Below are 25327 nucleotides of genomic sequence, written 5' to 3' on the forward strand. Positions count from 1 at the left end.
TCAGCGAAGGGCACGTTGTCGCGGGACTAGACGGTCTGCAGCGCTGGCCCGACATAGCGCGCCCGTGGCCGGATCAACTGCCCGGCAGCCGCCTGTTCCAGCATATGCGCCAGCCAGCCAACCGACCGCGCCAGGGCAAAGATGGTGGCCGGCGCATGGCGCGGCAAGTCGTAGGCGACACTCAGCGCGGCGAGGGCAAAGTCGACGTTGGGCCGATCGCCGATCAGGCGTTCTGCTGCGGTTTCAAGGGCGTGAAATATCGGCGGCGCCTCGATGGCGGCCAGCAACGCCGCGCACCTGATGTCCCCGCCCGGATAGAGCCGGTGCCCGAACCCGGGAACGACGCGCCCTTCGTCCAGCCACTCGCGCAGGGCGCGGGTCGCGCGGCGCGGGTCGGCGCCGATATCGGCGGCGAGCGCCAGCACCGCGGACGCGGCATCGCCGTGCAGCGGGCCGCTGAGCGCTGCGAGGCCGGCCAACGCGCCGGCGGCCAGCGACGAACCTGTGGAAACGGTGACCCGCGCTGCGAAGGTCGAGGTGTTGAGCTCGTGATCAGCCAGCAGCACCAGGGCCCGACGCAGGGCATCAGCCGCCGAGGGACGACCGAGATATTGCGCGAGTCGCTGATGCAGCAGCCCTGCCCCGCTGCCGAGCATGGCGTCGGCAAGGCTGGCGAGAACCGTTCCGGCCTCCCCACGTAACTCGGCTGGAAAACGGCCGTAGCTGGGTGGGTCAGACGCCGCGCGCAGGGCAAGTTCAGCAAAGGCCGCATTCATTGGAGCATCGGTCGGGGCGGAGGATGAGGTGTCGTGAAGCTCGCAGGGGCCCTGCCATAGGAGGGTCGCGACGTCCTCCAGCGTAGCTGTCGCCGACAGTTCGGCTGCATCAACGCCGCGATAATACAGGCGGCCGCCACTGACGGTGGAGACGGCGGAGGGCAGCACCGGATCACCCCAGCTGATCGCTTCGGAAGCGACTGTCGCCGTGCTGCGGCGGCCCCGGGCCCGCGATGCCAGGCGCTCCACGTCTTCCTCACGATAGAGGCTGCGGCGGGTATCCTGGGGGTCAGGCTTCGCCCGGATCCGGCCGCGGCTGACATTGGCGTAGAGCGACTGCGGCTTCGAACCGAGCCGGGCCAGCGCCTCTGTTGCATTGAGCCACATGTTGCCCCCTGACATTGATCCATATGATCAAGATTGACGTCAATGTTAGCGCGCCTACCTTCCTTTGCAAACAGCCAAGGAGGCTCACATGAGCAATGGACTCGAAGACGTCGTCGCAGCCGAAACCGTCCTCTCGGACGTGGACGGGCTGGCGGGGCGACTGATCATCCGCGGCCAGCCGCTGGACGCGCTAACCGGCCGGGCGAGCTACGAGGAGGTGCTGTCGCTGCTCTGGGACGGGTTTTTCCCCGACCTGCCCCAGGACCTGGCGCCGCCGCTCGCGAAGGCGCGGAGCGAAGTCTTCCGCACGCTCGAACGCGAGTTGCCGTTCCTTGCCGGCCGGCCGGTCTATGACGGCGTCCGCGCGCTCATGGCGCGCCTGCCCGACGGCACTGATCTCGACACGGCGCTGCTGCTCACGGCCGCTCCGGCGGTTCTGTTACCGGCCCTGATCCGGCTGCAGGCCGGCAAGCCACTGCACGCGCCAGATGCCTCGCTGGGCCATGCTGCCGACATGCTCGCCATGCTTGGCGGCGCCAAGCCGGCGCCTGCCATGGCCGCGGCACTCGACGCCTATCTCGTCACCGTCGCCGATCACGGCCTCAACGCGTCCACCTTCGCGGCGCGCGTGGTGGCTTCGACGCTTGCAGGGCTCAACTCGTCGTCCCTCGCGGCACTCGGGGCCCTCAAGGGGCCGCGGCACGGTGGGGCGCTGGGGCCGGTGCTCGACATGCTCGATGCGGTCGGCAAGCCTGAGAACGCCGCGGCCTGGATCGAGAACGAGCTCGCCAGCGGTCGCCGGTTGATGGGTTTTGGCCACCGCATCTATCGCGTCCGCGATCCGCGGGCCGATGCGCTGAAAGCCGCGCTCGACCGGTTGGCCCAGTCGGGCGCCGTCGATACCACACGCATCGCGCTGGCCGGACATGTAGAGGCCGAAGCGCTGGCGGCGCTCAAGCGCCACAAGCCCGGCCGCGTGCTGGCGACGAATGTCGAGTTCTACCCGGCTTTGCTGCTCGAGGCCCTTGGCTTCCCGCGCGAGACTTTCACGGCGATTTTTGCGGCAAGCCGCATCGGCGGCTGGATCGCCCACGCCAAGGAAGAAGCCGCGAACGGCCGGCTTATCCGGCCGAAGTCGCTCTATGTCGGACCGGTGCCGAGGGTGGCTGCTTAGTTCTCTACTGCCCCCACCCGTCTCGGCTTCGGCGAGCCACCCTCTCCCGTACGGGAGAGGGGCGTTGTGGAGCGGGGCCCCTCGCCTCCCCCTCTCCCCTTGGCGGAGAGGGGTGCCCAAAGGGCGGGGTGAGGGGCAGTCCAAGCTCTTAAGCTGCCACCTTCGGCGGCAGTTGCTGGCCCGGGGTCGAGACTGAAATCGCTTCTTCTTCCGGCGTCATCTCGGCCGGAACGTCGGCGAACAGCGGCGTCGACAGGTAGCGCTCGCCCGTGTCGGGGAGCATCGCGAGGATGGTCGAGCCGTCCGGCGCGCTTTCTGCGACCTTCAGGGCCGCTGCGAAGGTGGCGCCGGCGGTGATGCCGACGAAGATGCCTTCCTTCTGCGCCAGGTCCATCGAGCACTTCATGCCGTCGGGGCCGGCGATGGTCAGCACCTGGTCGAACAGCTTCTCGGTGACCGCCTCGTTGGTGATCCACGGGATGAAGTCCGGGCTCCAGCCCTGGAACGGATGCGGCTTCCAGGCGGAATGGCTGCCGGTGGCAGCGTGGTCGGCCCGGCGCTCCTGGCCCTCGCCGCTGGTCAGCATCGGCGCGCCTTCGGGCTCGGCGACGATGATCTTGGTGTTCGGCATCTTGTCGCGCAGCACCCGGCCGACGCCGGTCAGCGTGCCGCCGGTGCCAAAGCCGGTGACCCAGTAGTCGAGCTTCTCATCGGCGAAATCGCGGAGGATTTCCTGGGCCGTAGTCCGCGAATGCATGTCGGGGTTGGCTTCGTTCTCGAACTGGCGGGTCTGGAACCAGCCATTCGCCTCGGCCAGCGACTCGGCCTTGCGGATCATGCCGTTGGCGCGCTCGGCGGCTGGCGTCAGCACCACCTTGGCCCCGAGGAAGCGCATGAGCTTGCGGCGCTCGACCGAAAAGCTCTCGGCCATGGTCACCACCAGCGGATAGCCCTTGGCAGCGCACACCATGGCGAGACCGATGCCGGTATTGCCGCTGGTGGCTTCGATGACGGTCTGGCCCGGCTTCAGCGCGCCGGATTTCTCGGCCGCCTCAATGACGCCAAGTGCGAGACGGTCTTTCACCGAGCCGAGCGGATTGAAGGCCTCGACCTTGACGTAGAGCTTGACGTTCTTGGGACCGAGTTTGTTGATCCGGACCACCGGCGTGTTGCCGATCGTGCCCAGAATGTCTTTGAATTTCATGGTTCGTCCTCTTGCTTCCCCGCTTCAATTGAAGCCTACGCGCGTCACAGGACCGCGACAAGTGAACCTATGGTACGGAATTCAGCCGACGACCTGTCAGCCGATGGCATCGCCCCAGTCGAGCTTCTTCGCCGCCTTGAATGCCGGCTTGTCCCGGCTCGGCACGACGCGGGCCTCGAGTCCCTCCGGGGCACACACGGACAGCGCCACCGAAAACTTGTTCTCCTCCGGCCGGCGCAGCACGCGGCCCCTCGCCGGGGTCCCGATGCCGTTGCGGGCGAGGATCAGATAGCTGAACTTCTCGTCCTCGTAGCCGAGCGTGCCGCCCTTCATCCGCATATGATCGCGCGTTCGGCTGAGCCGGACCGAGAAATGGCACCAGTCGGGCTCTACCAGCGGGCACGGCGCTTCGTGCGGACACGGTGCCAGCACTCTGCCCCCGAGCTCAATCAGCCGCTGGCGCACCGCCATCAGCCGCTGGTAGTCGCGCGGCCGGCCGGGCTCGATGACCGCGAGGACGCCATCGCAATGCCGCCAGAGCCGCTCGGCTGCGGCCAGTATCTCGGCATCCGGCAGTTCGGTCAGGGCATAGGCACAAGTAACGAGGTCGTATAGGGTCTGCTGCTCGAAACGCGACAGGTCGGCCTCCACCAGAGCCGCTCCGGCGAGAGCCGATCCCTCCGCCAGGGTCTCGGCCAAGGCGAGAAAGGCCTGGTTGTGATCCATGAGCGTGGATGCGACGTCCTCGAACGCCTCGACGACCGCCCAGCCGGCCGTTCCGGGCCCTGCCCCCGCGTCGAGCAGCGTTCGCGGGGCGAAGTCGGGAGCACGCGCCTTGAGCTCAGCGAGCACGGCCGAAACGGCGGCGTAGGTTGCCGGCATCCGGCTCAGCGCATAGGCGATGGCGTCATCGGCGCCACCGATCACCTGCCGTGAGGCGCCGCGTTGACGGTAGTGCTCGGATATCCGGGTCGAGCTGTCGCCGAGGCCCTTCCGCCCCTCGGCAAGGCGGCGAACGGCAGCAGTCAATTCGGCTGGCAGGTCGGTCACCGGCGCCCGCCTTTGCGCACGCCGTAGGCCAGCAGCGCATCGCTGACCGCCCGCTTGAAGCGATCCTTGTCTCGCTCGGCGTTGTCGACGATCTCGCGCACCCGCCAGAACTCGCGGCCGCTGAACGGCCCAACCTCGGCGCGCACGTAGACATCCGGCGGGTGCTGCAGCACCGTTGCGTCCACTAGCTTCTGCGACATGATATCCGTCGCCACCACTGCGGCATCGGTAATGCTCGGCTCGCGCGTCGGATCGAGCAGTTCCGGGGTTCGGTGCACGTCGATGCCGATAAGCACATCGCACCTGCCTGCGATGTGCCCCAGCGGCAACGGGTTGCTCACCCCACCATCGATGAAGTAGCGGCCGTTGAGGCTGACCGGCCGGAACAGGCTCGGTATCGCCATCGAGGCCGCGATCGCCGGCCGCAGCGGGCCGCTGTCGAACACGACCTCCTTCCAGGCGTAGAAGTCGGTCGCGACGACATAGAACGGCACCTTCAGCTCGGCGAAATCGTCGGGGAAGCCCTCGGGCAGGAAGGCATTCGCGATCCCCTCGGAGTTGACCTGCACCGAGAGCCCCGAGGCCATCAGCCGCTTGAGGTTCGGCCGGTTGCGGTTCCACAAGGTCGTGGCGATCTGCTGCACGCTGCCCAGCACGCTGTAGGCATGCTCGCGCAGCTCCGCTCCGCTCATGCCGTTGGCCCAACCCGATCCGATCAGTGCGCCGATCGACGATCCGGCGATCACCGAAGGCTTCAGCCCCAGCTCGTCCATCGCCTCGATATACGGGATATGGGCCAGGCCGCGCGCCGCGCCGCTGCCGAGTGCCACACCGATCCGCATCGCTCACCCTCCACGGCGCCCTTATGCGACCGCCCAGTCCAAAAAGAAAAGGCCCCGCCGGATGAGCGGCGAGGCCTTCGATTCTGTGTCGAGAAGGGTCAAGCGCTGGTGGACAGCGCCTCTTCCTTCTTGCGCTCGGCGTAGATGTACAGCGGACGGACGTCCTTGCCGTTCACCACTTCCTCGCTGATCACCACTTCCTCGACGCCTTCCAGCGACGGGAGCTCGTACATCGTGTCGAGCAGGATGCCTTCGAGGATCGAGCGGAGGCCGCGGGCGCCGGTCTTGCGCTCGATGGCATGCTTGGCGATGGCCTTGAGCGCATCCTCGTGGAAGGTCAGCTCGACCTCTTCCATCGAGAACAGCCGCTGATACTGCCGGACCAGCGCGTTCTTCGGCGCGGTCAGGATTTCGATCAGCGCAGGCTCGTCGAGATCCTCGAGCGTGGCGAGGATCGGCAGACGGCCGATGAACTCGGGGATCAGCCCGAACTTCACCAGGTCTTCCGGCGCCACTTCCTTCAGCACGTCACCGACGCGACGGTCCTTTGGATCCTTGACCACGGCGGAGAAGCCGATGCCCGAGCCTTCGGAGCGTGCCGCGATGATGCGCTCGAGGCCGGCAAACGCGCCGCCGCAGATGAACAGGATGTTCGTCGTATCCACCTGCAGGAATTCCTGCTGCGGATGCTTGCGGCCGCCCTGTGGCGGAACGGAAGCGACGGTCCCTTCCATGATCTTCAGCAAGGCCTGCTGCACGCCCTCGCCCGACACGTCGCGGGTGATCGACGGGTTGTCCGACTTGCGGCTGATCTTGTCGACTTCGTCGATATAGACGATGCCGCGCTGGGCCTTCTCGACATTGTAGTCGGCGGCCTGCAGCAGCTTGAGGATGATGTTCTCGACGTCCTCGCCGACATAACCGGCTTCGGTCAGCGTCGTCGCATCGGCCATGGTGAACGGCACGTCGAGGATACGGGCCAACGTCTGCGCAAGCAGCGTCTTGCCGGTACCGGTCGGGCCGATCAGCAGGATGTTCGACTTCGAAAGCTCGATGTCCTGGTTCTTGGTGGCGTGGTGCAGCCGCTTGTAGTGGTTGTGCACCGCGACGCTCAGCACCCGCTTGGCACGGAACTGGCCGATCACGTAGTCGTCCAGCACCTTGCAGATTTCGGCCGGCGTCGGGACGCCGTCCGAGGACTTCACCATCGAGGTTTTGTTTTCCTCGCGGATGATGTCCATGCACAGCTCGACGCATTCATCGCAAATGAAGACGGTCGGCCCGGCGATCAGCTTCCTGACCTCGTGCTGCGATTTCCCGCAGAACGAGCAGTACAGCGTGTTTTTGGAAGATTCGCCGCTGGTCGTGTCCTTGGACATCCTGTCACTCCTGGGAGTTCGGGCTCCCATCCCGGCTAGAGAAGAACGCTAGCCCCGGATACCTAAACAAAATGTAAGCCCGACCGACCTTAACGGCCAGCCGGGACCCACACAATCACACAAGTGTCACACTCGCGTAGGACGTTGAGATTCACCTTAATAGGTAAAACCTCCATCACGCGTCGGGCGCAGCCCGCTTTTCGAAGATCGAGTCGATGATGCCGAATTCCTTGGCCTCTTCGGGGCTGAGGAAACGGTCACGCTCGAGCGCGTTGTGAATGGCGTCGTAGTCCTGGCCGGTATGCTTGACGTAGATTTCGTTGAGCCGGCGCTTCAGTTTCTCGGTGAACTGGGCGTGGATCAGGATGTCGGTCGCTTGGCCCTGATAGCCGCCGGACGGCTGGTGCACCATGATCGAAGCATTCGGCAGGGCCGCGCGAAGACCCTTCTCGCCGCCGGCGAGGAGGAGCGAGCCCATCGAAGCCGCCTGCCCGATGCACAGCGTCGCCACCGGCGGGCGAATGAACTGCATGGTGTCGTAGATGCCGAGACCGGAGGTCACGACGCCGCCGGGCGAGTTGATGTAGAGGCTGATTTCCTTCTTCGGATTTTCCGACTCGAGGAACAGCAGCTGCGCCGCAATCAGGGACGCCATCTGGTCTTCGACCTGGCCGGTCACGAAGATGATGCGCTCCTTGAGCAGGCGCGAATAGATGTCGAAAGCGCGCTCGCCGCGCGTCGTCTGCTCGACCACGGTGGGCACGAGGTAGTTGTAGAAGGTATCGACCGGATCTCTCATTTGGAGATTTGCCCCTTTGAAGGAAGAATCAGCGCTCGCGGCCGACTTCAGGCGATGCCCGCTTAACGGGCGGTAAAGCGACAGATAGGCGCCAATGTGGCAGGCCGCAATAGTCCCATATTCGCGCAACCCGAGGGATCGAGGGAAGCTGCCCGGATGGGGAGGCAGTCCGGTGGGGCGGCTATGCCGCGAAGCTCACCACGACGCCGCGCTTCTTGAAGTAGGACTGCATGGTCTTGCGGCCCTGGCGGTTGTTTTGCGCGAGCTTGGCCGGATCGAACACGGCTTCCTTGGCGCCTTCCTTGGCCATCGCCGCCTTCAGCGCCGCGATGTGGACGTCGATATCGGCGTTGTTCTCGCGCAGCGAGGTGTAGATGTTGTCGATCGCTTCGGTCAGGGTGAGGTCGCTCACGGGCTCGAACTCCAATGGGTGTCTGGCGAGGCGTTTAGCCGGTTTTTCCGCTGCGGCAAGTTGTTTCCGCTACCCCTGACGGCTTCCCGTCGGGCCGGATCGCCCTATAGCATGGCTGTCAGTTTCCGTTTCAGCAGGTTCAATCCTTGTCCGTAGCCGCTCCCTTCATCCTCACCGACCGCCACGCCAACGCCCAGCCGCGCGAACTCGCCTTCTACCGCGACCCCTATGCCTTCTACGACGCGGTGCACGCGGCCTCGCCCGCCTTCTTCTGGGATAATTACGGGCACTGGTGCTTTGCCGGCTTCAAGGACGTGAGCGCACTGCTCCGTGACAAGCGCTTCGGCCGGCAGATCCTCCACCTGATGAGCCGCGAGCAGCTCGGCATGGCGCCGCCCAAGGCGCACACCGCCGCCTTCGACCAGACCGAGAAATACACACTCCTCAACCTCGAGCCGCCCGCTCACACCCGGCTGCGGGCGCTGGTCAACCGCGCGTTCGTCTCGCGCAACGTCGAGCAGTTGCGCCCGCGCATCGAGCGGCTGGCCAATGAGCTGATCGACGGTTTTGAGGCCGACGGCCACGTCGAGCTACTCCGGGCCTTCGCGGCGCCGGTGCCGGCCATTGTCATCACCGAGATGATTGGCCTCCCCGCCGACATGGCGATGCAACTGGTCGACTGGTCGAACCGCATGGTCGCCATGTACATGTTCGGCGTCACCCACGAGACCGAGCTCGACGCCAACCAAGCCTCGATCGAATTTATGGACTACGTGCGCCAGATGATCGCTGAGCGCCGCCGGCAGCCGAGGGAGGACCTCCTCACCCACATGCTGACCACCGAGATCGACGGCGAGAGGCTGACCGAGGACGAGGTGATCTCCACCACTATCCTGCTGCTCAACGCCGGGCACGAGGCGACCGTCCACACGACCGGCAATGGCGTGAAGGCGATCCTCGAGAGCGACCTCGACCGCAAGGCGCTGTTCGCGGGCGAGGACCAGACCGAAGCCACGGTTGAAGAGTGTGTTCGCTTCGACGCGCCGCTCCATATGTTCACCCGCTACGCGCTGCAGGATGTGACGCTCGACAACGGCCTGAGCTTCAAGCGGGGCGAGACCATCGGCCTGATGCTTGGCGCCGCCAACCGCGACCCCGCCCGCTTCGCCGAGGCCAACCGGTTCGATCCGTTCCGCAAGGATGGCGCCAATGTCAGCTTCGGCGCCGGAATCCACTTCTGCATCGGCGCGCCTCTGGCGCGGATCGAGCTGCAGGTGGCGATGAAGACGCTGTTCGAGCGGCTGCCGGGGCTGCGGCTCGCCGCCGAGCCGCAGTACAAGAACATCTACCACTTCCATGGGTTGGAGCGGCTGGAGGTGGCTTGGTAGGCGTCAGCGTCGAATCCGCCGCCCAATCCAGTTCGCAAGGTCGAGCAAGAGCAGCGCCACGGCCCCGACGGCGAACGCGACCCCGCCCCAGCCCACCGTCAACAGCATCGCTGTCGTGATCCCTTCCCACGACGGCATGCACGGAATCCAGTACCGATCCGGTAGTCGCGGGCAGTATTCGACATGGGAGCCACCCTTGGCGATCATCGCCATTCCGGCCAACACCGTCAGAACGGCGCCGAATGTAAGTGACCCGGCCGCAAGAAATCCCCAGCGCCTAAGCCTCACCCATTAGCTCCCTCAGGACATCCGGGATCAACCCCGGCAGGTCCTCAGCAATCAGCCCCGGCCCACCCCAAAGGTTGCCCGCCTCGCCGTGCATCCACACTCCGGCGCACGCGGCGTCGAACCCCTTCATGCCCTGCGCCAACAGCCCCGCGATGATGCCCGCCAGCACGTCGCCCGAGCCGGCCGTGCCCAATATCGCCGGCGCATTGTCGTTGATCACCGCGTGACCATCCGGCGCTGCGACCACCGTGTCGCTGCCCTTCAGCACCACGATGGCGCCGGAGCGCAGCGCCGCCGAGCGCGCCCGGTCGACCTTCGAACCATCCACCTTACCGAACAGCCGCTCGAACTCGCCCTCGTGCGGGGTCATCACCACCGGCCGCTCGGGCTTGGCCTTGATCGCCGAAAACAGCGCCTCCGGACTATCCTTGAAGCTGGTCAGTGCGTCGGCATCGAGCACCACGGCAGCATCGCTCTGCAGCACGACCGACACGTTCGCCTTGGTCGCCTCACCCAACCCCGCCGCGGGCCCGATCACCACTGTGTTGATCCGCTGATCCTGTAGCAGCAGCTGCAGGCTCGCCGCCCCATCTACTGGCTTCAGCATGATCGCCGTGACGTGGTTGGCCTGGATCAGCAGCGACGAATGTGCGCCCGCCAGCGTCACCAGCCCTGCCCCGGTCCGCAGCGCCGCCATCGCCGTCATCCGGCTGGCGCCGGTCTGCAGCGGTCCGCCGGACATCACCACGCAGTGGCCGCGAGTAAACTTGTGGCCCTCGGGATCGAGCCTGGGCAGGCTCCACAGCTCCGGGCCATTGCGGCTGAGGTTCGGCCTGATGTCGCCGAGCACGCTCTCGGGAATGCCGATCTGGCTCAGCACTACCTCGCCGCACCGCGCCCGGCCTGGCAGCAGCAGGTGCCCCGGCTTCAGCCGGAAGAACGTCACCGATACATCGGCCTTAACCGCGACGCCGCGCACCTGCCCGCTCGCCCCGTCAATGCCCGAGGGCACATCCACCGCGACGATCGGCACGCGCATCCCGTTCACGGCCTCGATCAGCTCCGCCAGCCCGCCCTCGATGTCCCGATCGAGCCCTGCACCCAGCAGCGCATCGACGATCACCTTCGCGCCACGCAGCCCATCTGGCCGGGCCGCCTGGATCTGTGTATTCCACAGGTCGGCGAAGAATGCCGCATCGCCCTTCAGCCGGTCGCGTTCGCCGAACAGCGCCACCCGAACCTCGCGCCCGAGTTCCTTGAGCTTCTTGCCGGCAACGAACCCATCGCCGCCATTGTTGCCCGGCCCACAAAGGATCAGCACCTGACCCTCGGGATAGCGCTCCTGCACCACATCGGCGACAGCGTTGCCCGCCGCCTCCATCAGCTTGAACGACTGGATGCCCGATGCGACCGCCAGCGCATCGGCGCGACCCATTTCGGCTGGCGTAAGGAGGACGTGTTCGCTAGTCATGCGCCGACCCTAGCCGCGCCCGCCGAAAACAAAAAGGCCGCCCCGAAGGGCGGCCCTGAACTTGTGATTGGAGCGCACCAGCTTAGTGGTGGTGCTCCTCCGGAACCTCGTCCTCGTCCGAAGCGATGATCTTGCTCAGCTCGGCGCGGGTCATCGGCTTGTCGGTCTTCTTGGCGAGCTCGGTGACGAAATCCACCACCTTGTTCTCGAACACCGGCGCGCGGAGGCCAGCGAGGGCCTGCGGGTTCTTGCGGTAGTAATCGTAGACCTGCTGTTCCTGGCCCGGGAAGCGGCGCACTTCGGCGATCAGCGCCTGCTGGTGCTCGTCCTCGGTGACCTCGACCTTGTTCTGGTTGCCGATCTCGGCGACCACCAGACCCAGGCGCACGCGGCGCTCGGCGATCTTCTGGTACTGTTCCTTGGCGGCTTCCTCGGTCGTGCCCTCGTCTTCGAAGGACTTGCCGTGGTGCTCGACCTCGTGGACGACGCGCTGCCAGATGGTGTTGAACTCGGCTTCCACCAGCTGCTCGGGAACGGCGAACTTGTGGCCTTCGTCGAGCTGGTCCAGAATCTGGCGCTTGATCGCCTGGCGACCCATGGAGTCGAGCGCCGCCTTCATCTGGTCCTTCACGGCGTTGCGCAGGCCCTCGACGTTCTCGAGGCCGAGCGACTTGGCGAACTCGTCGTTGAGCTCACCGGCCTTGGGGCCATCGATGTGGAGGATGGTGACTTCGAAGTCGGCCTTCTTGCCGGCCAGTTCGTCCTGCGCGTAGTCCTTGGGGAACGTGACCTTGACGGTCTTGGTCTCGTTCTTCTTCATGCCCACGAGCTGCTCTTCGAAGCCCGGGATGAACTCGCCCGAACCGACGGTCAGGTGCGCGTGGTCGGCCGAGCCGCCGGCGAAAGCCTCGCCCTTGATAGTGCCCTTGAACGAGAGACCGAGACGATCGCCGTTCTCGACGACGCCGTCCTCGCCCTTTTCCTCATAGCCGCGCTGCTGCGCGAAGACGCGCTGCACTTCGGTGTCCACGTCCTTCTCGTCGAGCTCGACGACCGGCTTGTCGACCGCGAGGGTCTTGAAGTCCATCAGGGTCACCGGCGGCAGCACTTCGTAGCTGACGTCAAAGTTCAGGTCGGCATCGCCGTCCAGCACCTTGTTGATCACGTCCTGGTCTTCCGGCAGGTCGACCTTGGGCTGCGTGGCGGCGCGCTCGGAGCGGTCGTCGAGGGTCTTGGAGACCGTCGAGTTGATCGCGTCGGACAGCACTTCCGACATCGCCGAACGGCCATAGACCTTCTTCAGGTGCGCGGTCGGCACCTTGCCGGGGCGGAAACCCTTGATGTTCGCAGTGCCCTTCAGCTCGTCGAGCCGCGCATCCAGCCGCTCGCTGAGATCCTTCTTCGGGATGACCAGGGAAAGTTTGCGCTTGAGGCCCTCGTTGAGGGTTTCTGTGACCTGCATTGGGGTATCCCGTTAACTTTTCAATTTCGTGTGGCCGGGGTGCGGGTGGCGGCTGGTGCGGGTGAGAGGGCTCGAACCTCCACGCCTTGCGGCGCTGGAACCTAAATCCAGTGCGTCTACCAGTTCCGCCACACCCGCAAGGTGCCCCGTCGGCCGGGTCGGGTGCATATATGTGAAGAATTGGGGAAGGTCAAAGGGAGAGGTGGAGTGCGGGGTACTACCGCTCCAGTCGCGCCTTGGCGGCCGCGATGAATGCGCCCTTCAGCTCATTGTATCTACCGCGGCCAACCGGCGCTGCGGCGACCGCTCGTTCCTTCTCTTCTGCGTACGCGTCGCGAAGATCGGTATCGGCGCGCAGCGCGTCGCGGAATGCCAGGTTGGTGCGCCAGGAGTGGCCGAGGTGTTCGACAACGTGGACCAGGTGAGTCCGCTCGGTCGCGTCGCGGCCTCGACCGAAGATGTAGTGTCCGGGGACGCCGGCGTTCTCGGCGTAGTCGTAACCAAGGGCCAGCAACGGATCGTGGCCGAGCTGCCAGTTCTCGAGTGGCGCTACGCCGACGAGAATGTCGAGGATCGGCTTGGCGCGCATGCCCGGGACCGCGGTGGAGCCGTAGTGCTCGATGCCGATGGCCACGCCGGCGAGCGCTGAGGCGAGGCGGTTGCGTTCGCGCTCGAACTCAGCCGGCCAATCCGGATCGTAGTCGACCAGCGCGTTCGTACCGTTCTTCAGCCCGAGCATTTGCCCACTTTCGCTGCAAACCGATCTTTGTCACTGTCCGTTCGCTCGTTCCGAACACCGAAATGAACAAACCAGCGGCGCGATGCACATCTTTTGTGCATGCGCCTGCAATGACGCCTCGCCTGCAGGATCAGATGTTCGTCGTAGGCGCTTATTTTGGCAAGGTTTTCTTGCCCGCCGGCGAGCTGGCACGGACCCTGCATACAACCGAGCGGCACCCGACCGGTGCCTGTTGGAGGCCTGAATGAAGAAGATCGAGGCTATCGTAAAGCCGTTCAAGCTCGACGAAGTGAAGGAAGCGCTGCAGGAAGTTGGTCTGCAGGGTATCACCGTCACCGAAGCCAAGGGTTTCGGCCGTCAGAAGGGACATACCGAGCTCTACCGGGGCGCGGAATATGTCGTCGACTTCCTGCCCAAGGTGAAGGTCGAGGTAGTGTGCCCCGACGACCTCGCCGAAAAAGCGATCGAAGCGATCCGCACGGCTGCGCAAACCGGTCGCATCGGCGACGGAAAGATCTTCGTCTATTCGATCGAACAGGCTATCCGCATCCGCACCGGCGAATTCGGCGACGACGCGCTCTGAGACGCGCCACGCCCGCCTACATCAACCCAGCCTTACACAGGGGAACTGAATGACCACTGGAGCCGACATCCTCAAGCGCATCAAAGATGAGGATATCAAGTACGTCGACCTGCGCTTCACCGACATGCGCGGCAAGCTGCAGCACGTGACCTTCGACCAGACCATGGTCGACGAAGACCTGTTCGAAGAAGGCACGATGTTCGACGGCTCGTCGATCGCCGGCTGGAAGGCCATCAACGAGTCGGACATGGTGCTGATGCCCGATCCGAACTCGGCCTACATGGACCCGTTCTTCGGCGCCTCGACCCTCGCCATCAACTGCGACATTCTCGAGCCCCTGACCTACCAGCCCTATTCCCGCGACCCGCGCACCACGGCCAAGAAGGCCGAGGCGTACGTGAAGGAGCTGGGGATCGGTGACTCGGTCTATTTCGGCCCCGAGCCCGAATTCTTCATCTTCGACGACGTCCGCTACTCGAACACCACCTACAAGGTGGGCTTCTCGGTCGACTCGACCGAACTGCCGACCAACAACGACACCGAGTACGAGTCGGGCAACACCGGCCACCACATCGCGCTGAAGAAGGGCTACTTCCCGGTTCCGCCGCTCGACAGCGCGCAGGATATCCGCGGCGAGATGCTGGCAGCAATGGGCGCGATGGGCGTTCCGATCGAAAAGCACCACCACGAAGTGGCCTCGGCCCAGCACGAACTCGGCATCAAGTTCTGCCCGATCATCAAGGCGGCAGACTCGGTCCAGATCTACAAGTACGTGATCCAGCAGGTCGCCCAGGCCTACGGCAAGACGGCCACCTTCATGCCGAAGCCGGTCTATGGCGACAACGGCTCGGGCATGCACTGCCACCAGTCGATCTGGAAGGACGGCAAGCCCCTCTTCGCCGGTGACCAGTACGCCGGCCTGTCGATGGACGCGCTCTACTACATCGGCGGCATCATCAAGCACGCCAAGGCCATCAACGCCTTCACCAACCCGACCACCAACTCGTACAAGCGCCTGGTGCCCGGCTTCGAAGCCCCCGTGCTGCTCGCCTACTCGGCGCGCAACCGTTCGGCTTCCTGCCGTATCCCCTTCGGCCAGTCGCCGAAGGCCAAGCGCGTCGAAGTGCGCTTCCCCGATCCGCTGGCCAACCCGTATCTCGGCTTCGCCGCGATGCTGATGGCCGGCCTCGACGGCATCAAGAACAAGATCCACCCGGGCGACCCGATGGACAAGGATCTGTACGAGCTGCCCAAGGAAGAACTGAAGCAGATCCCGACCGTTTGCGGCTCGCTCCGCGAGGCGCTCGAGAGCCTCGACAAGGACCGCGACTTCCTCAAGGCCGGTGGCGTGTTCGACGACGACCAGATCGACAGCTATATCGAGCTGAAGATGACGGAAGTGATCAAGTTCGAGCACACCCCGCACCCGGTCGAGTACGAGATGTACTACTCGGCGTAATCGCCGACACGATCGACGAATTGAAAGGGCTCCCTCGGGGGCCCTTTCTTCTTTTCTGGCGCAGCGCTATCGATCCGCCTTCGATCGCTCTGGAGCTCCGATGTCGAGCCGCTGGCGCCAAACCTCACCCCAGGAACTTGCCGGTTGGCTCTCTGGCGCCAGTGTGCCGTGGGCAATTGCCGGCGGCTGGGCGCTCGACCTGTGGCTTGGCGAGACCACCCGCGAGCACTCTGACATCGAGATCGCCTGCTTCCACACCGACCTGGCAAGGCTCCTGCCCTCGCTTCAGGGCTTTGAAATCGCCATTGCCCGCAACAAGCAGCTGACGCCGTACCGGACCGGCGAACCTCTGCCCGCACCGCCATTCAGTCTCTGGCTGCGCCGGGTCGGCGAGCTTCTGTGGGACTTCGAAATCGTCGCCGAATCCCAACGGGATGACGCCTGGGCCTATCGACGCGAACCAACCATCCAGCGACCGATCCAATCGACTTTCACGACCTCCACGCTGGGGTTCCCCATCATCGCTCCCGAGATTCAGCTCCTCTACAAGTGTAAGGAACCCCGCCCGAAGGATCTCGAGGATCTGCGCCGCTGCCTACCGCACCTCAACGCCGACGCCATCAGCTGGCTGCGTTCCGCGGTCGCCATGGCTCACCCGGCGTTCCTGGCGACGCTTGAGGCTATCGTCGCGCGCTGACGTCAGGTTAGGCCGAGCCGGCTACGCCCTCGTCGCCACCCAGATCACGTGCCGCGCGCCCTTGCCGCCGTGCGCGCGGGCTTTCAGTTCCTCGACCTTCATCCCCGATTGCTGCAGCCGCTTGGTGAAATGCGCGTCCGGGGCCACCGACCATACCGCGAGCATCCCGCCGGGCCGCAGCGCTGCCTTGGCGGCGGCGATGCCACCGTGGCTGTAGAGCCGGTCATTGCCGGGGCGCGATAGGCCTTCGGGGCCATTGTCGACATCGAGCAGGATGGCATCGAACTTCTGCGCGTCGCCGGCCATGACGCCGCCGACGTCACCCTGCCGCAGCGTCACGCGCGGATCGTCGAGACTGTCGCCGTGGATGGTGGCCAGCGGCCCGCGGGCCCAGGTGACGATCTCCGGCACCAGCTCGGCAACCACCAGCTCCACGTCCGACCGAAACGCCTGAAGCGCCGCGCGCAGGGTAAAACCCATGCCGAGCCCGCCGATCAGCACTCGCGCTTTCGGCCGGCCGCCGATGCGCTCGGCGGCAATCGTCGCCATCACTTCCTCGGAGCCGCTCAGCCGGCTGCTCATCAGCCCGATCGTCCCGGCGAAGATAGTGAACTCCTGGCCGCGCTGCATCAGCCGGAACTCATCGCCCCCCGGCACCTTCGCCCGACCCAGCTCAATCCACGGCAGCACAGCAGTCTCCTTGTGAGTGGCCGGCAGCTTTAGCGCTGTCGCCGCGTTGATGACAGCCCCACCTGTTTGCTCGGTGCTCGGGGGCTGGCATGCTGAACGCCAACAATGGGGATTCGACATGAGTATCGGCCTGCTCGGACTGCTCGACGACGTGACGGCGCTAGCCAAGGTGGCGGCGGCCTCGATCGACGACGTCGCGGGACAGGCCGCCAAGGCCGGACTGAAGGCCGCTGGCGCGGTGATCGACGATACGGCGGTGACGCCCAACTACGTCACCGGGTTCGAGGCCAATCGCGAGTTGCCGATCGTATGGAAGATCGCCGTCGGCTCGGTCCGCAACAAGCTGCTGATCCTGCTTCCCGCGGCGCTGGCGCTGAGCTTCTTCGCACCCTGGCTCATCACCCCGCTGCTGATGATCGGCGGCGCCTATCTCTGCTACGAAGGCGCCGAGAAGGTCTACGAGGCGGTACTTCCGCACGAGGCGCACGCGCTCGAAGCCGACCTGGAGCAGCCGGCGAACGAGCCAAGATCGCTGGAGAACGAGCGCGTCGCGGGCGCCATCCAGACCGATTTCATCCTCTCGGCCGAGATCATGACCATTGCGCTGGCCGCGCTGCCGGAGATGCCGTTCTGGGAGCAGGCGCTGGTCCTCGCCGTGGTCGGCATCGGCATCACGCTGCTGGTCTATGGCGCGGTGGCGCTGATTGTCAAAGCCGACGATATCGGCCTAGCCCTGGCCCGGAAGGGCCTGACGCGCGGCGGCCGGGCCTTCGGCCGCGGCATTCTTGTTGCCATGCCGTGGATCATGCAGTTCCTCAGCGTCGTCGGCACCGCGGCGATGATCTGGGTGGGCGGCGGCATCGTCGTCCACGGCCTCGCCGGCTTCGGCCTCGACCAGCTCGACCATCTGATCGAGGGGATCGCCCATGGCGCGGCAGAGCTGCTGCCGGCGTTTGCGGAGCTGGCGACGGAACTGGCCGTCATCGTCGCCGACCTTGTTTTCGGCCTGCTGCTGGGACTGCTGCTCATCCCGGTCGCCAGTTTTGCCATCGCGCCTGCATGGAAGGCGATCCGCGGCATCTTCCGCCGCCAGCCTTCCACCTGATCGAGACGAGCAAAGGGGCCCAGTTGGGCCCCTTTCGACTCCAGGGCTGGCGCTCAGCGGATATCGCCGAAGAACCCGCGCACGTCGCCTACCCAAACGTCCGGCACTTCCAGCACCGCATAGTGCCCGCCGACGTCGAACTCGTTCCAACGGACGATCGTGTTGCTGGCCTCGCCATAGCGACGGATCGGCACTTCATCGTAGCCGAACACCGCGACGCCGGTCGGCACACCCGAATTCGCCTTGGGCGACCAGGCCTCCGGATCATGCGCATTCTCGTAGTACAGCCGGATCGACGAGGCGGCGGTGCCGGTGAACCAGTAGATCATGAAGTTGGTGAGGAACTTGTCCAGCGGCACCGCATCCACCCGGTCGCCGAAGCTGGTGAACAGCTCACTGATCCAGGCCAGCAGCCCCGCCGGCGAGTCCGAGATGCCGTAGGCCAGCGACTGCGGGCGGCTCGACTGCATCACGTTGAAGCCGAAGTGCTCGGCCATGAAGCGTTGCACCCGCTGCAGCCGTACCTTCTCGCTGTCGGTGAAGGTCGCGATCTCTTCCGGTGAAACCGGGCCGAACGGGATGAAGCCCATGGTCGCTGCGTTGAGATGCACGCCGATCACCCGCTCCGGCGCCAGCCGGCCGATCTCGGGCCCGATGATGGCACCGGCGTCGCCGCCCTGCACGCCGAAGCGCTGGTAGCCGAGCCGATCCATCAGCTCGACGAAGGCCTTGCCGATGCGGACGTTGTTCCAGCCGGCCTCGCGGGTCGGGCCGGAGAAACCGAAGCCGGGCAGCGACGGCACCACAACGTCGAATGCGTCCTCGGCCTTGCCACCGTGGGCAACCGGATCGGTCAGCGGCCCGATCACGTCGAGGAACTCGACCACCGAACCCGGCCAGCCGTGGATCAGCAGCAGCGGCGTGGCGTTCTTCTCAGCCGACTTCACATGGATGAAGTGGACGTTCTGCCCGTCGATCTCGGTGGTGAACTGCGGCAGCTTGTTGATCCCGGCCTCGGCCTTGCGCCAGTCGAAGCCGTTGAGCAGCCGGTCGACGGCACCGCGGACATAGGCGTTGGTCGGGCCGGCGGCCCAGCTGCCGTCGACTTCGCTCGGCAGCACGGTGCGGGCGAGGCGGTCCTGGACATCCTGCAGCTGAGCGGCGGAAACGTCGATCTTGAAGGGGGTGATGGTGGCCATTTTGGGTACTCCGTTTGGGGGTTAGCGGTGAAGACACCCCCTTCGTACCCAACCCCCATCCGCGATTATTGGAAGTTTCCGACAACCTCGCTCGGGGTGGCGCGGATGATCTCCTTGGGGGTCTGCCCCATGATCACCTTCAGCGAATTGATCATGTGCGCCTGATCGGAAAAACCAAGCGCCAGAGCCACGTCCACCGCCGGCCGCCCCATCTGCAGCATCGACACCGCCTTCTGCGCCCGCTGCACCAGTGTGAAGTGCTTGTAGGTCAGCCCGGTGGTGCGGAGGAAATGCCGCTGCAGCGTGCGCTCGGTCATCGCCTTGGGCTGGCCCTCGACCACCGAGGCGACCAGTTCGTTGCTGTCGACGATGCCATCCCGCACCAGCCGTTCGACGAACACATCGGCGTTCTCGAAGGTCGGGATCTCCCGCACGTCGGTGCCGATCCAGAAGCCGCCCTTGCCGAACTTCTCGAGCATCACGCCTTCGTCGCGCATCACGTCGCCGGGCATCAGCGGCATGAAGCTGTGCGGCTTGAACGAGATCACCAGTTGCTCGTCGCCCGCCTCGTGCTCGTAGACCACCGGCTGGGTAGTGAGCCCGGTGCGCAGCACCATCGTCTCATCGCCGCGCTTGATGATGGCGATATCCCAGCAGCCATCGGGCTGCATCAGCGTCGTCCCGGTCGTATCGAAACGTACGGAGCTGATGCTCTCGACGAAGGGCGAGTCGACCGGCCGGCTTTGCACGATGCGCTTCATGGAACGGAGCCTAGCAGCGACACGCCAGGATGCCAAATCACCTGGCCCGTCAACCCTCTGGCGCTCTTCGCCGACATGGCTATGCTGCCGCCAGCCTTGCCGGTCCGGAGCTCGCCATGACGCCCGAATTCCTCATCACCACGCTGGTCATCGTCGCCTCGCCGGGGACCGGCGTGCTGTATACGCTGGCTGCGGGCCTTACGCGCGGCGCGCGTGCCAGCATCCTCGCGGCACTCGCGTGCACGCTCGGGATCATCCCGCACATGGCCGCGGCGATCACCGGGCTCGCCGCCCTGCTTCACACCAGCGCACTGGCCTTCGAGATCGTCAAATACCTCGGCGTCGCCTACCTGCTCTACATGGCCTGGGCGACGCTCAGGGAGAAAGGCGCTCTCAGCGTCAACACCGAGGCGGCGCCGAAATCAGTGCGCCAGGTGTTGGTCTCGGGCATCCTGATCAACATCCTCAATCCGAAGCTGTCGATCTTCTTTTTTGCCTTCCTGCCCCAGTTCGTTCGGACGGACTCGCCCGACGCCCTGCCCCAGATGCTGGAATTGAGCGCGGTGTTCATGGCAGCCACCTTCGTGATCTTCGCCATCTACGGCGTGTTCGCCGCCGCGGTGCGCCAGCACATCGTCACCCGCCCGCGCGTCCTCACCTGGATGCGTCGCAGCTTCGCCGCCGCTTTTGTGGCGCTGGGGGCCAAACTGGCGCTGACCGAGCGCTAGGCGCCGGCGGACAGGTGCAGGCGCTCCTCGAGGCCCTCGGGGTCCTGCTCGCTGAGGAACTGCACGGCGAAGCCGACCTCCAGCCAGCGCACCACACGCGCCACCACCCGGCCCACTGCCAGGGGTGTGCCGAGATCGGGCTGTACGTCCGCTGACAGCGCTGCGCCCGAGCGCGACATGTCGATGATCAGGCAGGGCAAGCGGCTGCCATCGCCGAAGAGGATTGTCGAGCGTGGGTCGCGCGGCATCAGGCGCCGATGTGCCCGCTTGTCGGCCACGCCCTGGAACACCTTCTTCTTGTACCAGCCGATGCGCTTGACCAGCAGGTCGCGCTCGTCGGGGTTAGCCTCAATCGCCATCGAGAATCCACCTTCGATCAGCCGGGCAACCCGGCCCCTGACGGTTCCGAAGGGTTCGAAATTGGCAGAAAGCTCTTCGCCGGGAGCACCAAGTACTGGGGCCGACGCGACCATCAACTGTGGCGAAATGCTCTGCAGTCGGCAGGCGAAGACCTGGACGCGATGGGTGCGATTCTTGCGGCTGGCGAGCAGATAGCGGCCCATCAGCGCGCCGATGAATCGTACATCGCTGGACCGCGGGGAGGCATCCTGCCTCATTGCGAGCTTCCTGGCTGGCGTTAGATGTAATCGTTATCATCACGCTAGCGTGAAAGCCTGAATGCCCCGTTGCCTCCTACCGGCAATCCCTAGGGGCTCCACTAAGAATACGGTTACCATACGAGCCGCGAGGGCGGCCGGACGCTACTCTTCAGCGCGAGCTTCTCGCCGGCAAGGAGGCGATGATCGCTGGTCGTCAAGGTGAGCAGTCCCTCGAGTTGGCTGATGGACTGCAGTTCGGCGAACTGCACGGCGAAGCCGGCCTCGATGTGCCGGACGACGCGACCGGGAACGGCCCCAACCCCGGCAAGGGACCCCACCGGCGGCAGCACGTCGGCCGAGACCGCCACGCCCGATTGCGACATGTCGATGATGAAGCACTCGAACCGCTTGCCACCGCCCAGCACCAGACTGGCGCGGGTCTCTCGCGGCAGCACCCGCCTGTGGCCCCGGCGGTCGCTCACCGTCTTGAGCGTCCGACGCTTCAGCCAGTCGATCCGCGCCCCGAGCGTCACCTGTTCCTGCTCGGTACAATCGAAGGCCACCGCAAATCCGCCCTCGAGGATGCGACTGATCCGCCCATGGAGAATTCCGAGACCTTGCAAGGTCATGGTCAGTGCATCGCCGGGGGCACCGGCGACCGGAGCATTAAGGACGGCTTCGTGCGGCGAGATGCTGCGTGAACGGCAAGCGAACACCTTGACCGCTCCAGGCGTCTGCGCGCGGCTCGCGAGCACGTAGCTACCCATCACATCGCCGATGAAACGCACGTCCTTGCGGCTGGCCGGGCTGGGGCTGCGTAAGGTCCCGTCTTGCTTCGCCTGAGCCATAGCCGGACAATCCCGCGTGTCGTCGTACGCAAGCTTGCATGTGCAGCTATGAACCAGACCTTACCTGCTGCGTGGACGCACAGTATTTCGGCGGGGCAACTAATGACATCGCACCGAAAAGTACAGCCAGCTCTCATCGGGTGGAGTTAAGCAGCCCCCGCCGTAGGTGATTTGTACTACGACCAGGCGACTACCTTTCATCCACCTCCAGCATCATCGCCTCGAAGAACGCCTCCGGTCCCTCGACTTCCTTGAGTCGCTTGCCGTCGATCTGCAGGTATCTCGTCCCGACGTTCCTGACGAAGCTGCGATCGTGAGACACCAATACTGCGGTCGCTTCGTGCGCCAGGATCTCACCTTCGAGTGCCTCGCGACCCGGGATATCGACGTGGTTCGTCGGCTCGTCCATCAGGTAGAAGTTCGGCTCCGTCAGCCGCAGGGCCAGCAGCCCGAGCCGGGCGCGCTGCCCGAAGCTCAGCTGGCCGATCGGCCGCGTCTGCTTCTCGATGACGAAACCGGTCGCGGCGAGGAGGCTTCGCACGCGCGCGTCCGGTTGCTTGAAGGTGACCGAGATGAAGCTGTCCGGCGTCTCCTTCACCGGCAGTTGCGACATGTCCTGGTCGGTGTAGCCGAGCACCAGCGACGGCGTCACTCGGATACCCGGCACGCCTTCCGGATCGGTCATAGCGCGGTGGATCAGCTTCACCAGTTGCGACTTGCCGGTGCCGTTTTTGCCCAGCAGCACGATGCGATCGCCCTGGAAGATGTGGAGCTTGTCGATCTTGAACAGCCCCTGCCCCGCGGGCGTCGTCACGGTAACGTTCTCGATCGCTACCAGGAGCTTGGCATGGGTGCCCCGGTTGGCGAGCTTGATCTCGCCCGAGCGCTCGCGATGCGCCGGACGCACCGCCTCCTCGATCTTCGCCGCCCGCTCGCGCAGCTGCTTGGTTTTCACCACCAGCAGGTCGCTGCCCGAGTTGATGCCGATATTGTTGAGCTTGGCCGCCTGCTTCCTGAGCTTGCCCGCCTCCTTCAGGTCACGCTCGTTCTGCGCCTCTTGCGACGCATCCTCGCGCTCGATCTCCCGGCGCGCCGCAGAGTAGGCGAGCGGCAGGTAGCGGGAGGTTCCGGGTCTCAGGAACAGCGTGCGGTTGGTCACCGCGTCGAGGAAATCCCGGTCGTGGCTCGCAACTATCAGCGGCAGGTTGCGCGCCTCGCGGTTCAGCCAGGTCTCGAGCCGGAACAGCTTTGACAGATCGAGATGGTTGGTGGGCTCGTCCATCAACAGCGCATCGGGATCAGTCACCCACACCCGTGCGATCAGCATCAGCCGCTGCCACCCGCCGCTGAGCGCCGAGACCAACCGGTCGCGCAACTCATACGGCGTCTCGAGCCCGTCGAGCGCCACATCGGCCCGCCAGGCATCGGAATCGCGATCCGCTTCCGGCAGGGCGCCCAGCACGGCGTCGCGCATCGTCAACGACATCAGCTCGGCCGGCACGTCCTGCTCGACGTAGCCGATCCTCAGGCCACGCGAACGCACGACCTCGCCGGTCGTCGGCTCGGCCAGCCCGGTGATGACCCGCAGCAGCGAAGTCTTGCCCAAACCGTTGCCGGCGACGAGCCCGACGCGATCGCCATCGGCGACAACGAGGCTCAGGTCGTGGAACAGCGGATCGGTGGCGGTGATGGCGAGGTTCTTGAGGCTGATCGAGCCCATTTTCGTCTCTTCTGGATATCGGGGCGCGTATGCGCCGGTGCCGTCAATGGCTCACGCAAAAAGCGGAGCCGGCTTGGGCAGACCAGAATGGTGAGACGACGAAGACGTCCGGACCCCTTCGGCCAGCCCTGCAACTAAAGCTGCAGGGCCGAAACAGGGCCGCGACTGCGGTGCTGGTCATGACGATAGCCCACGCGACCCTCCTTGGTTTGCATTGCGGACGAGGCGTTTAGAGCATCAGGCAGGATTGAAGGTCAAGTGCCAGCTCCCGCTCACGCCAGGTAGAAGAGCGCGGCAATGGCGGTGAGCATCAGCGGGCGAGGCAACGCAAGATGGGCAAGCCGGTACGCAAAACTATTAAACCCGGCCTGCTGCCATCCGCTGTCGCGTGGCGCCCGAAAACCGGTCTCAAGGTACGCGAGACCGCTCTTGGCTTGGGCGCGCATACGGCTACTCCAGACACGAAAACCGTATGTGAAATTTATAGTCGTGAGCGCTTAAGAAAGTGCTTCGAAGAAACGAACGAAGTCTAAACGGAGTGCTCCAAAACAACGCGTCCGGCCCATTGTACGGTACCGGACGCTCTGGATTCACTGAGATTTCGATCAGCTGCGGCGGAGCCGCTCGCGATCGAGGATAGCACCCGTGCAGGTCGATACCCTGAGCAGATAGACCCAGCCGCCACGGGTCGCCCGTACCTGGATGCGGCGGTTATTGGCGACGTTGAGCGAGATGTTGCTGTAGCCCTGGTCGCGGACGGCGTTGCGGATCTGCCGGTCGGTCAGCTCCAGGCAGAGCAGCGGCCGGCGAAAGCCGAAACCGTCGGTGCCGAAGCCGAACTGGAACTGCATGCTCTGCGCCTGCACGGGGAGTGCCGAAGCGCTGAGCGCCAGACCGAGCACGGCGGCGCGGATAAGCGTGGTGGCTTTCATAACGTTCTCCTTTGCGGCTCCCGAAACAAAAAAATCCCGGCCTTGTGGGGCCGGGACCTGGCGGGAGCGCGAGGGAGGATCCGGCTCCCGCCGGTAGGTGGCTCAGTAGCCCATGCTTCCGCCGCCAAAGTTGAACTGCAGCCCGACGCCAGGGCGATCCTCGCGGTCGTAGCCTCGGTCACGGCGCACCCGATCGATGTCGATCACGCGGCCGGTGCAGCGGTTGATGGTCAGGATGAAGGCCCTGCGGCCAAACTCGGCATAAACCTTCACCCGCACGCCACGGCGATCGAGGAAGCGGATGTCTTCGAAACCGTTGCGGCGCAGGCCGCGACGGATCTCATTGTTGGTCAGGCATTCACGCTTGAACTTCCGGCCATCGCGGAGTCCGAATGCGAAGTCGGAGCCTCCACCATTGATGCCGAAGCTGAAGCTGAACGACTGAGCCTGGACCGGCAGCGCCGTGACCGTGGCGGCGCCCAGCGTCAGAGCCACGATCGCGGCACGTCCGGACTTCAGCACGGTGTTGAGCATCGTTGTCATTTTTAGTCTCCTTGCGAGTCGCTACAGGTGCCAGGTCCACTAGCGTGCCACGACCCTAAACGTTGCATTCTTAACCAATGCGGTATCGCCCG

At 65.1% G+C, this 25327-nt stretch carries 27 protein-coding genes and 1 tRNA gene; 7 read left to right on the plus strand and 21 right to left on the minus strand.

What is annotated here, in order from left to right; genetic code table 11:
• Positions 1-26 precede the first annotated feature (26 nt).
• Entirely contained in the window at positions 27-1163 is a 1137-nt protein-coding gene (locus tag AC1DWU_RS08015) for a citrate synthase (RefSeq protein ID WP_477149447.1), read from the minus strand.
• Between the two features lie 88 nt (positions 1164-1251).
• Between AC1DWU_RS08015 and AC1DWU_RS08020 the strand changes: the two genes are divergently transcribed.
• Positions 1252-2337 carry a citrate synthase/methylcitrate synthase gene (locus AC1DWU_RS08020; protein WP_477149448.1) on the plus strand — a complete coding sequence of 362 codons (1086 nt, stop codon included), beginning with the start codon at positions 1252-1254 and terminating at the stop codon, positions 2335-2337.
• 148 nt (positions 2338-2485) lie between these two features.
• Here the strand turns inward: AC1DWU_RS08020 and cysK are convergent, their stop codons facing one another.
• The 6 genes from cysK to AC1DWU_RS08050 all read right to left on the minus strand — a co-directional run bounded on the left by cysK (position 2486) and on the right by AC1DWU_RS08050 (position 8023).
• Positions 2486-3541 (minus strand): cysteine synthase A, encoded by a 1056-nt coding sequence (cysK, locus tag AC1DWU_RS08025; protein ID WP_477149449.1) that lies wholly within the window; start codon positions 3539-3541, stop codon positions 2486-2488.
• A 96-nt stretch (positions 3542-3637) separates the two neighbouring features.
• Positions 3638-4591, minus strand: coding sequence for a small ribosomal subunit Rsm22 family protein (locus AC1DWU_RS08030; protein WP_477149450.1), 954 nt, complete (start codon positions 4589-4591; stop codon positions 3638-3640).
• Positions 4588-5433 carry a patatin-like phospholipase family protein gene (locus AC1DWU_RS08035; protein ID WP_477149451.1) on the minus strand — a complete coding sequence of 282 codons (846 nt, stop codon included), beginning with the start codon at positions 5431-5433 and terminating at the stop codon, positions 4588-4590. The genes AC1DWU_RS08030 and AC1DWU_RS08035 overlap by 4 nt, the downstream gene beginning before the upstream one ends.
• A gap of 98 nt (positions 5434-5531) precedes the next feature.
• Complete coding sequence (gene clpX / locus AC1DWU_RS08040) at positions 5532-6812, minus strand: ATP-dependent Clp protease ATP-binding subunit ClpX (RefSeq protein WP_477149452.1); 1281 nt, start codon at positions 6810-6812, stop codon at positions 5532-5534.
• Positions 6813-6987: 175 nt separating this feature from the next.
• Positions 6988-7611, minus strand: coding sequence for an ATP-dependent Clp protease proteolytic subunit (locus tag AC1DWU_RS08045; protein ID WP_477149453.1), 624 nt, complete (start codon positions 7609-7611; stop codon positions 6988-6990).
• A gap of 181 nt (positions 7612-7792) precedes the next feature.
• Positions 7793-8023, minus strand: a complete 231-nt coding sequence (locus AC1DWU_RS08050; RefSeq protein WP_477149454.1) for a hypothetical protein — start codon at positions 8021-8023, stop codon at positions 7793-7795.
• Positions 8024-8169: 146 nt separating this feature from the next.
• Between AC1DWU_RS08050 and AC1DWU_RS08055 the strand changes: the two genes are divergently transcribed.
• Positions 8170-9411 (plus strand): cytochrome P450, encoded by a 1242-nt coding sequence (locus tag AC1DWU_RS08055; protein WP_477149455.1) that lies wholly within the window; start codon positions 8170-8172, stop codon positions 9409-9411.
• A 3-nt stretch (positions 9412-9414) separates the two neighbouring features.
• Here the strand turns inward: AC1DWU_RS08055 and AC1DWU_RS08060 are convergent, their stop codons facing one another.
• From AC1DWU_RS08060 to AC1DWU_RS08080, 5 genes are all read right to left on the minus strand, one after another.
• Complete coding sequence (locus tag AC1DWU_RS08060) at positions 9415-9624, minus strand: hypothetical protein (protein ID WP_477149456.1); 210 nt, start codon at positions 9622-9624, stop codon at positions 9415-9417.
• Positions 9625-9688: 64 nt separating this feature from the next.
• Positions 9689-11170 (minus strand): NAD(P)H-hydrate dehydratase, encoded by a 1482-nt coding sequence (locus AC1DWU_RS08065; RefSeq protein WP_477149457.1) that lies wholly within the window; start codon positions 11168-11170, stop codon positions 9689-9691.
• Between the two features lie 82 nt (positions 11171-11252).
• Complete coding sequence (gene tig / locus AC1DWU_RS08070; RefSeq protein WP_477149458.1) at positions 11253-12632, minus strand: trigger factor; 1380 nt, start codon at positions 12630-12632, stop codon at positions 11253-11255.
• A 53-nt stretch (positions 12633-12685) separates the two neighbouring features.
• Positions 12686-12770 (minus strand) — tRNA-Leu (locus AC1DWU_RS08075).
• 79 nt (positions 12771-12849) lie between these two features.
• The gene (locus tag AC1DWU_RS08080; protein WP_477149459.1) at positions 12850-13371 is read right to left on the minus strand and encodes a GrpB family protein; all 522 of its coding nucleotides are present in this window, start codon (positions 13369-13371) and stop codon (positions 12850-12852) included.
• 244 nt (positions 13372-13615) lie between these two features.
• On the opposite strand from AC1DWU_RS08080, the gene AC1DWU_RS08085 reads away from it, so the two are divergent.
• The 3 genes from AC1DWU_RS08085 to AC1DWU_RS08095 all read left to right on the plus strand — a co-directional run bounded on the left by AC1DWU_RS08085 (position 13616) and on the right by AC1DWU_RS08095 (position 16110).
• Complete coding sequence (locus tag AC1DWU_RS08085; RefSeq protein ID WP_046105125.1) at positions 13616-13954, plus strand: P-II family nitrogen regulator; 339 nt, start codon at positions 13616-13618, stop codon at positions 13952-13954.
• Between the two features lie 49 nt (positions 13955-14003).
• Positions 14004-15413 (plus strand): type I glutamate--ammonia ligase, encoded by a 1410-nt coding sequence (gene glnA, locus AC1DWU_RS08090; RefSeq protein WP_477149460.1) that lies wholly within the window; start codon positions 14004-14006, stop codon positions 15411-15413.
• A 100-nt stretch (positions 15414-15513) separates the two neighbouring features.
• Complete coding sequence (locus AC1DWU_RS08095; RefSeq protein ID WP_477149461.1) at positions 15514-16110, plus strand: nucleotidyltransferase domain-containing protein; 597 nt, start codon at positions 15514-15516, stop codon at positions 16108-16110.
• Positions 16111-16131: 21 nt separating this feature from the next.
• On the opposite strand, the gene AC1DWU_RS08100 is transcribed toward AC1DWU_RS08095, so the two are convergent.
• On the minus strand, positions 16132-16800 hold the full coding sequence (locus tag AC1DWU_RS08100) for a spermine/spermidine synthase domain-containing protein (protein WP_477149462.1): 669 nt from the start codon (positions 16798-16800) through the stop codon (positions 16132-16134).
• A gap of 118 nt (positions 16801-16918) precedes the next feature.
• Here AC1DWU_RS08100 and AC1DWU_RS08105 point away from each other — a divergent pair, with 118 nt between their 5' ends.
• Complete coding sequence (locus AC1DWU_RS08105; RefSeq protein ID WP_477149463.1) at positions 16919-17905, plus strand: DUF808 domain-containing protein; 987 nt, start codon at positions 16919-16921, stop codon at positions 17903-17905.
• Between the two features lie 53 nt (positions 17906-17958).
• On the opposite strand, the gene AC1DWU_RS08110 is transcribed toward AC1DWU_RS08105, so the two are convergent.
• Both AC1DWU_RS08110 and AC1DWU_RS08115 read right to left on the minus strand, forming a co-directional pair.
• Positions 17959-19104: an epoxide hydrolase family protein gene (locus AC1DWU_RS08110; RefSeq protein WP_477149464.1), complete on the minus strand. Its 1146-nt coding sequence runs from the start codon at positions 19102-19104 to the stop codon at positions 17959-17961.
• A gap of 65 nt (positions 19105-19169) precedes the next feature.
• Positions 19170-19865 carry a helix-turn-helix domain-containing protein gene (locus AC1DWU_RS08115; protein ID WP_477149465.1) on the minus strand — a complete coding sequence of 232 codons (696 nt, stop codon included), beginning with the start codon at positions 19863-19865 and terminating at the stop codon, positions 19170-19172.
• Positions 19866-19981: 116 nt separating this feature from the next.
• Here AC1DWU_RS08115 and AC1DWU_RS08120 point away from each other — a divergent pair, with 116 nt between their 5' ends.
• Positions 19982-20593, plus strand: a complete 612-nt coding sequence (locus AC1DWU_RS08120) for a LysE family translocator (RefSeq protein WP_477149466.1) — start codon at positions 19982-19984, stop codon at positions 20591-20593.
• On the opposite strand, the gene AC1DWU_RS08125 is transcribed toward AC1DWU_RS08120, so the two are convergent.
• The 6 genes from AC1DWU_RS08125 to AC1DWU_RS08150 form a co-directional block, all read right to left on the minus strand.
• Positions 20590-21210, minus strand: coding sequence for a PilZ domain-containing protein (locus AC1DWU_RS08125; protein WP_477149467.1), 621 nt, complete (start codon positions 21208-21210; stop codon positions 20590-20592). The two genes, AC1DWU_RS08120 and AC1DWU_RS08125, sit on opposite strands and share 4 nt — an antisense overlap.
• Before the next feature lie 113 nt (positions 21211-21323).
• Positions 21324-22040: a PilZ domain-containing protein gene (locus tag AC1DWU_RS08130; RefSeq protein WP_477149468.1), complete on the minus strand. Its 717-nt coding sequence runs from the start codon at positions 22038-22040 to the stop codon at positions 21324-21326.
• Positions 22041-22230: 190 nt separating this feature from the next.
• A complete protein-coding gene (locus tag AC1DWU_RS08135) occupies positions 22231-23760 on the minus strand; it encodes an ABC-F family ATP-binding cassette domain-containing protein (RefSeq protein ID WP_477149469.1) in 1530 nt (509 codons plus the stop codon).
• A gap of 272 nt (positions 23761-24032) precedes the next feature.
• The gene (locus AC1DWU_RS08140; RefSeq protein WP_477149470.1) at positions 24033-24206 is read right to left on the minus strand and encodes a hypothetical protein; all 174 of its coding nucleotides are present in this window, start codon (positions 24204-24206) and stop codon (positions 24033-24035) included.
• Positions 24207-24365: 159 nt separating this feature from the next.
• Positions 24366-24692, minus strand: coding sequence for a hypothetical protein (locus AC1DWU_RS08145; protein ID WP_477149471.1), 327 nt, complete (start codon positions 24690-24692; stop codon positions 24366-24368).
• Between the two features lie 102 nt (positions 24693-24794).
• Positions 24795-25235: a hypothetical protein gene (locus AC1DWU_RS08150; RefSeq protein ID WP_477149472.1), complete on the minus strand. Its 441-nt coding sequence runs from the start codon at positions 25233-25235 to the stop codon at positions 24795-24797.
• Between the last annotated feature and the right edge of the window lie 92 nt (positions 25236-25327).

The organism is Devosia sp. P2_G7, from assembly GCF_056403495.1.

Bases quoted from the DNA above. Each gene is read 5' to 3' on its own strand.
- AC1DWU_RS08125 (WP_477149467.1), bottom strand. From the start codon at position 21,210: ATGAGGCAGGATGCCTCCCCGCGGTCCAGCGATGTACGATTCATCGGC.
- AC1DWU_RS08080 (WP_477149459.1), bottom strand. From the start codon at position 13,371: ATGCTCGGGCTGAAGAACGGTACGAACGCGCTGGTCGACTACGATCCG.
- AC1DWU_RS08110 (WP_477149464.1), bottom strand. From the start codon at position 19,104: ATGGCCACCATCACCCCCTTCAAGATCGACGTTTCCGCCGCTCAGCTG.
- AC1DWU_RS08135 (WP_477149469.1), bottom strand. From the start codon at position 23,760: ATGGGCTCGATCAGCCTCAAGAACCTCGCCATCACCGCCACCGATCCG.
- tig (WP_477149458.1), bottom strand. From the start codon at position 12,632: ATGCAGGTCACAGAAACCCTCAACGAGGGCCTCAAGCGCAAACTTTCC.
- AC1DWU_RS08060 (WP_477149456.1), bottom strand. From the start codon at position 9,624: ATGGCGATGATCGCCAAGGGTGGCTCCCATGTCGAATACTGCCCGCGA.
- AC1DWU_RS08130 (WP_477149468.1), bottom strand. From the start codon at position 22,040: ATGGCTCAGGCGAAGCAAGACGGGACCTTACGCAGCCCCAGCCCGGCC.
- AC1DWU_RS08065 (WP_477149457.1), bottom strand. From the start codon at position 11,170: ATGACTAGCGAACACGTCCTCCTTACGCCAGCCGAAATGGGTCGCGCC.
- AC1DWU_RS08120 (WP_477149466.1), top strand. From the start codon at position 19,982: ATGACGCCCGAATTCCTCATCACCACGCTGGTCATCGTCGCCTCGCCG.
- AC1DWU_RS08085 (WP_046105125.1), top strand. From the start codon at position 13,616: ATGAAGAAGATCGAGGCTATCGTAAAGCCGTTCAAGCTCGACGAAGTG.
- AC1DWU_RS08045 (WP_477149453.1), bottom strand. From the start codon at position 7,611: ATGAGAGATCCGGTCGATACCTTCTACAACTACCTCGTGCCCACCGTG.
- glnA (WP_477149460.1), top strand. From the start codon at position 14,004: ATGACCACTGGAGCCGACATCCTCAAGCGCATCAAAGATGAGGATATC.
- AC1DWU_RS08015 (WP_477149447.1), bottom strand. From the start codon at position 1,163: ATGTGGCTCAATGCAACAGAGGCGCTGGCCCGGCTCGGTTCGAAGCCG.
- AC1DWU_RS08115 (WP_477149465.1), bottom strand. From the start codon at position 19,865: ATGAAGCGCATCGTGCAAAGCCGGCCGGTCGACTCGCCCTTCGTCGAG.
- AC1DWU_RS08105 (WP_477149463.1), top strand. From the start codon at position 16,919: ATGAGTATCGGCCTGCTCGGACTGCTCGACGACGTGACGGCGCTAGCC.
- AC1DWU_RS08150 (WP_477149472.1), bottom strand. From the start codon at position 25,235: ATGACAACGATGCTCAACACCGTGCTGAAGTCCGGACGTGCCGCGATC.
- AC1DWU_RS08140 (WP_477149470.1), bottom strand. From the start codon at position 24,206: ATGCGCGCCCAAGCCAAGAGCGGTCTCGCGTACCTTGAGACCGGTTTT.
- AC1DWU_RS08035 (WP_477149451.1), bottom strand. From the start codon at position 5,433: ATGCGGATCGGTGTGGCACTCGGCAGCGGCGCGGCGCGCGGCCTGGCC.
- cysK (WP_477149449.1), bottom strand. From the start codon at position 3,541: ATGAAATTCAAAGACATTCTGGGCACGATCGGCAACACGCCGGTGGTC.
- AC1DWU_RS08145 (WP_477149471.1), bottom strand. From the start codon at position 24,692: ATGAAAGCCACCACGCTTATCCGCGCCGCCGTGCTCGGTCTGGCGCTC.
- clpX (WP_477149452.1), bottom strand. From the start codon at position 6,812: ATGTCCAAGGACACGACCAGCGGCGAATCTTCCAAAAACACGCTGTAC.
- AC1DWU_RS08095 (WP_477149461.1), top strand. From the start codon at position 15,514: ATGTCGAGCCGCTGGCGCCAAACCTCACCCCAGGAACTTGCCGGTTGG.
- AC1DWU_RS08020 (WP_477149448.1), top strand. From the start codon at position 1,252: ATGAGCAATGGACTCGAAGACGTCGTCGCAGCCGAAACCGTCCTCTCG.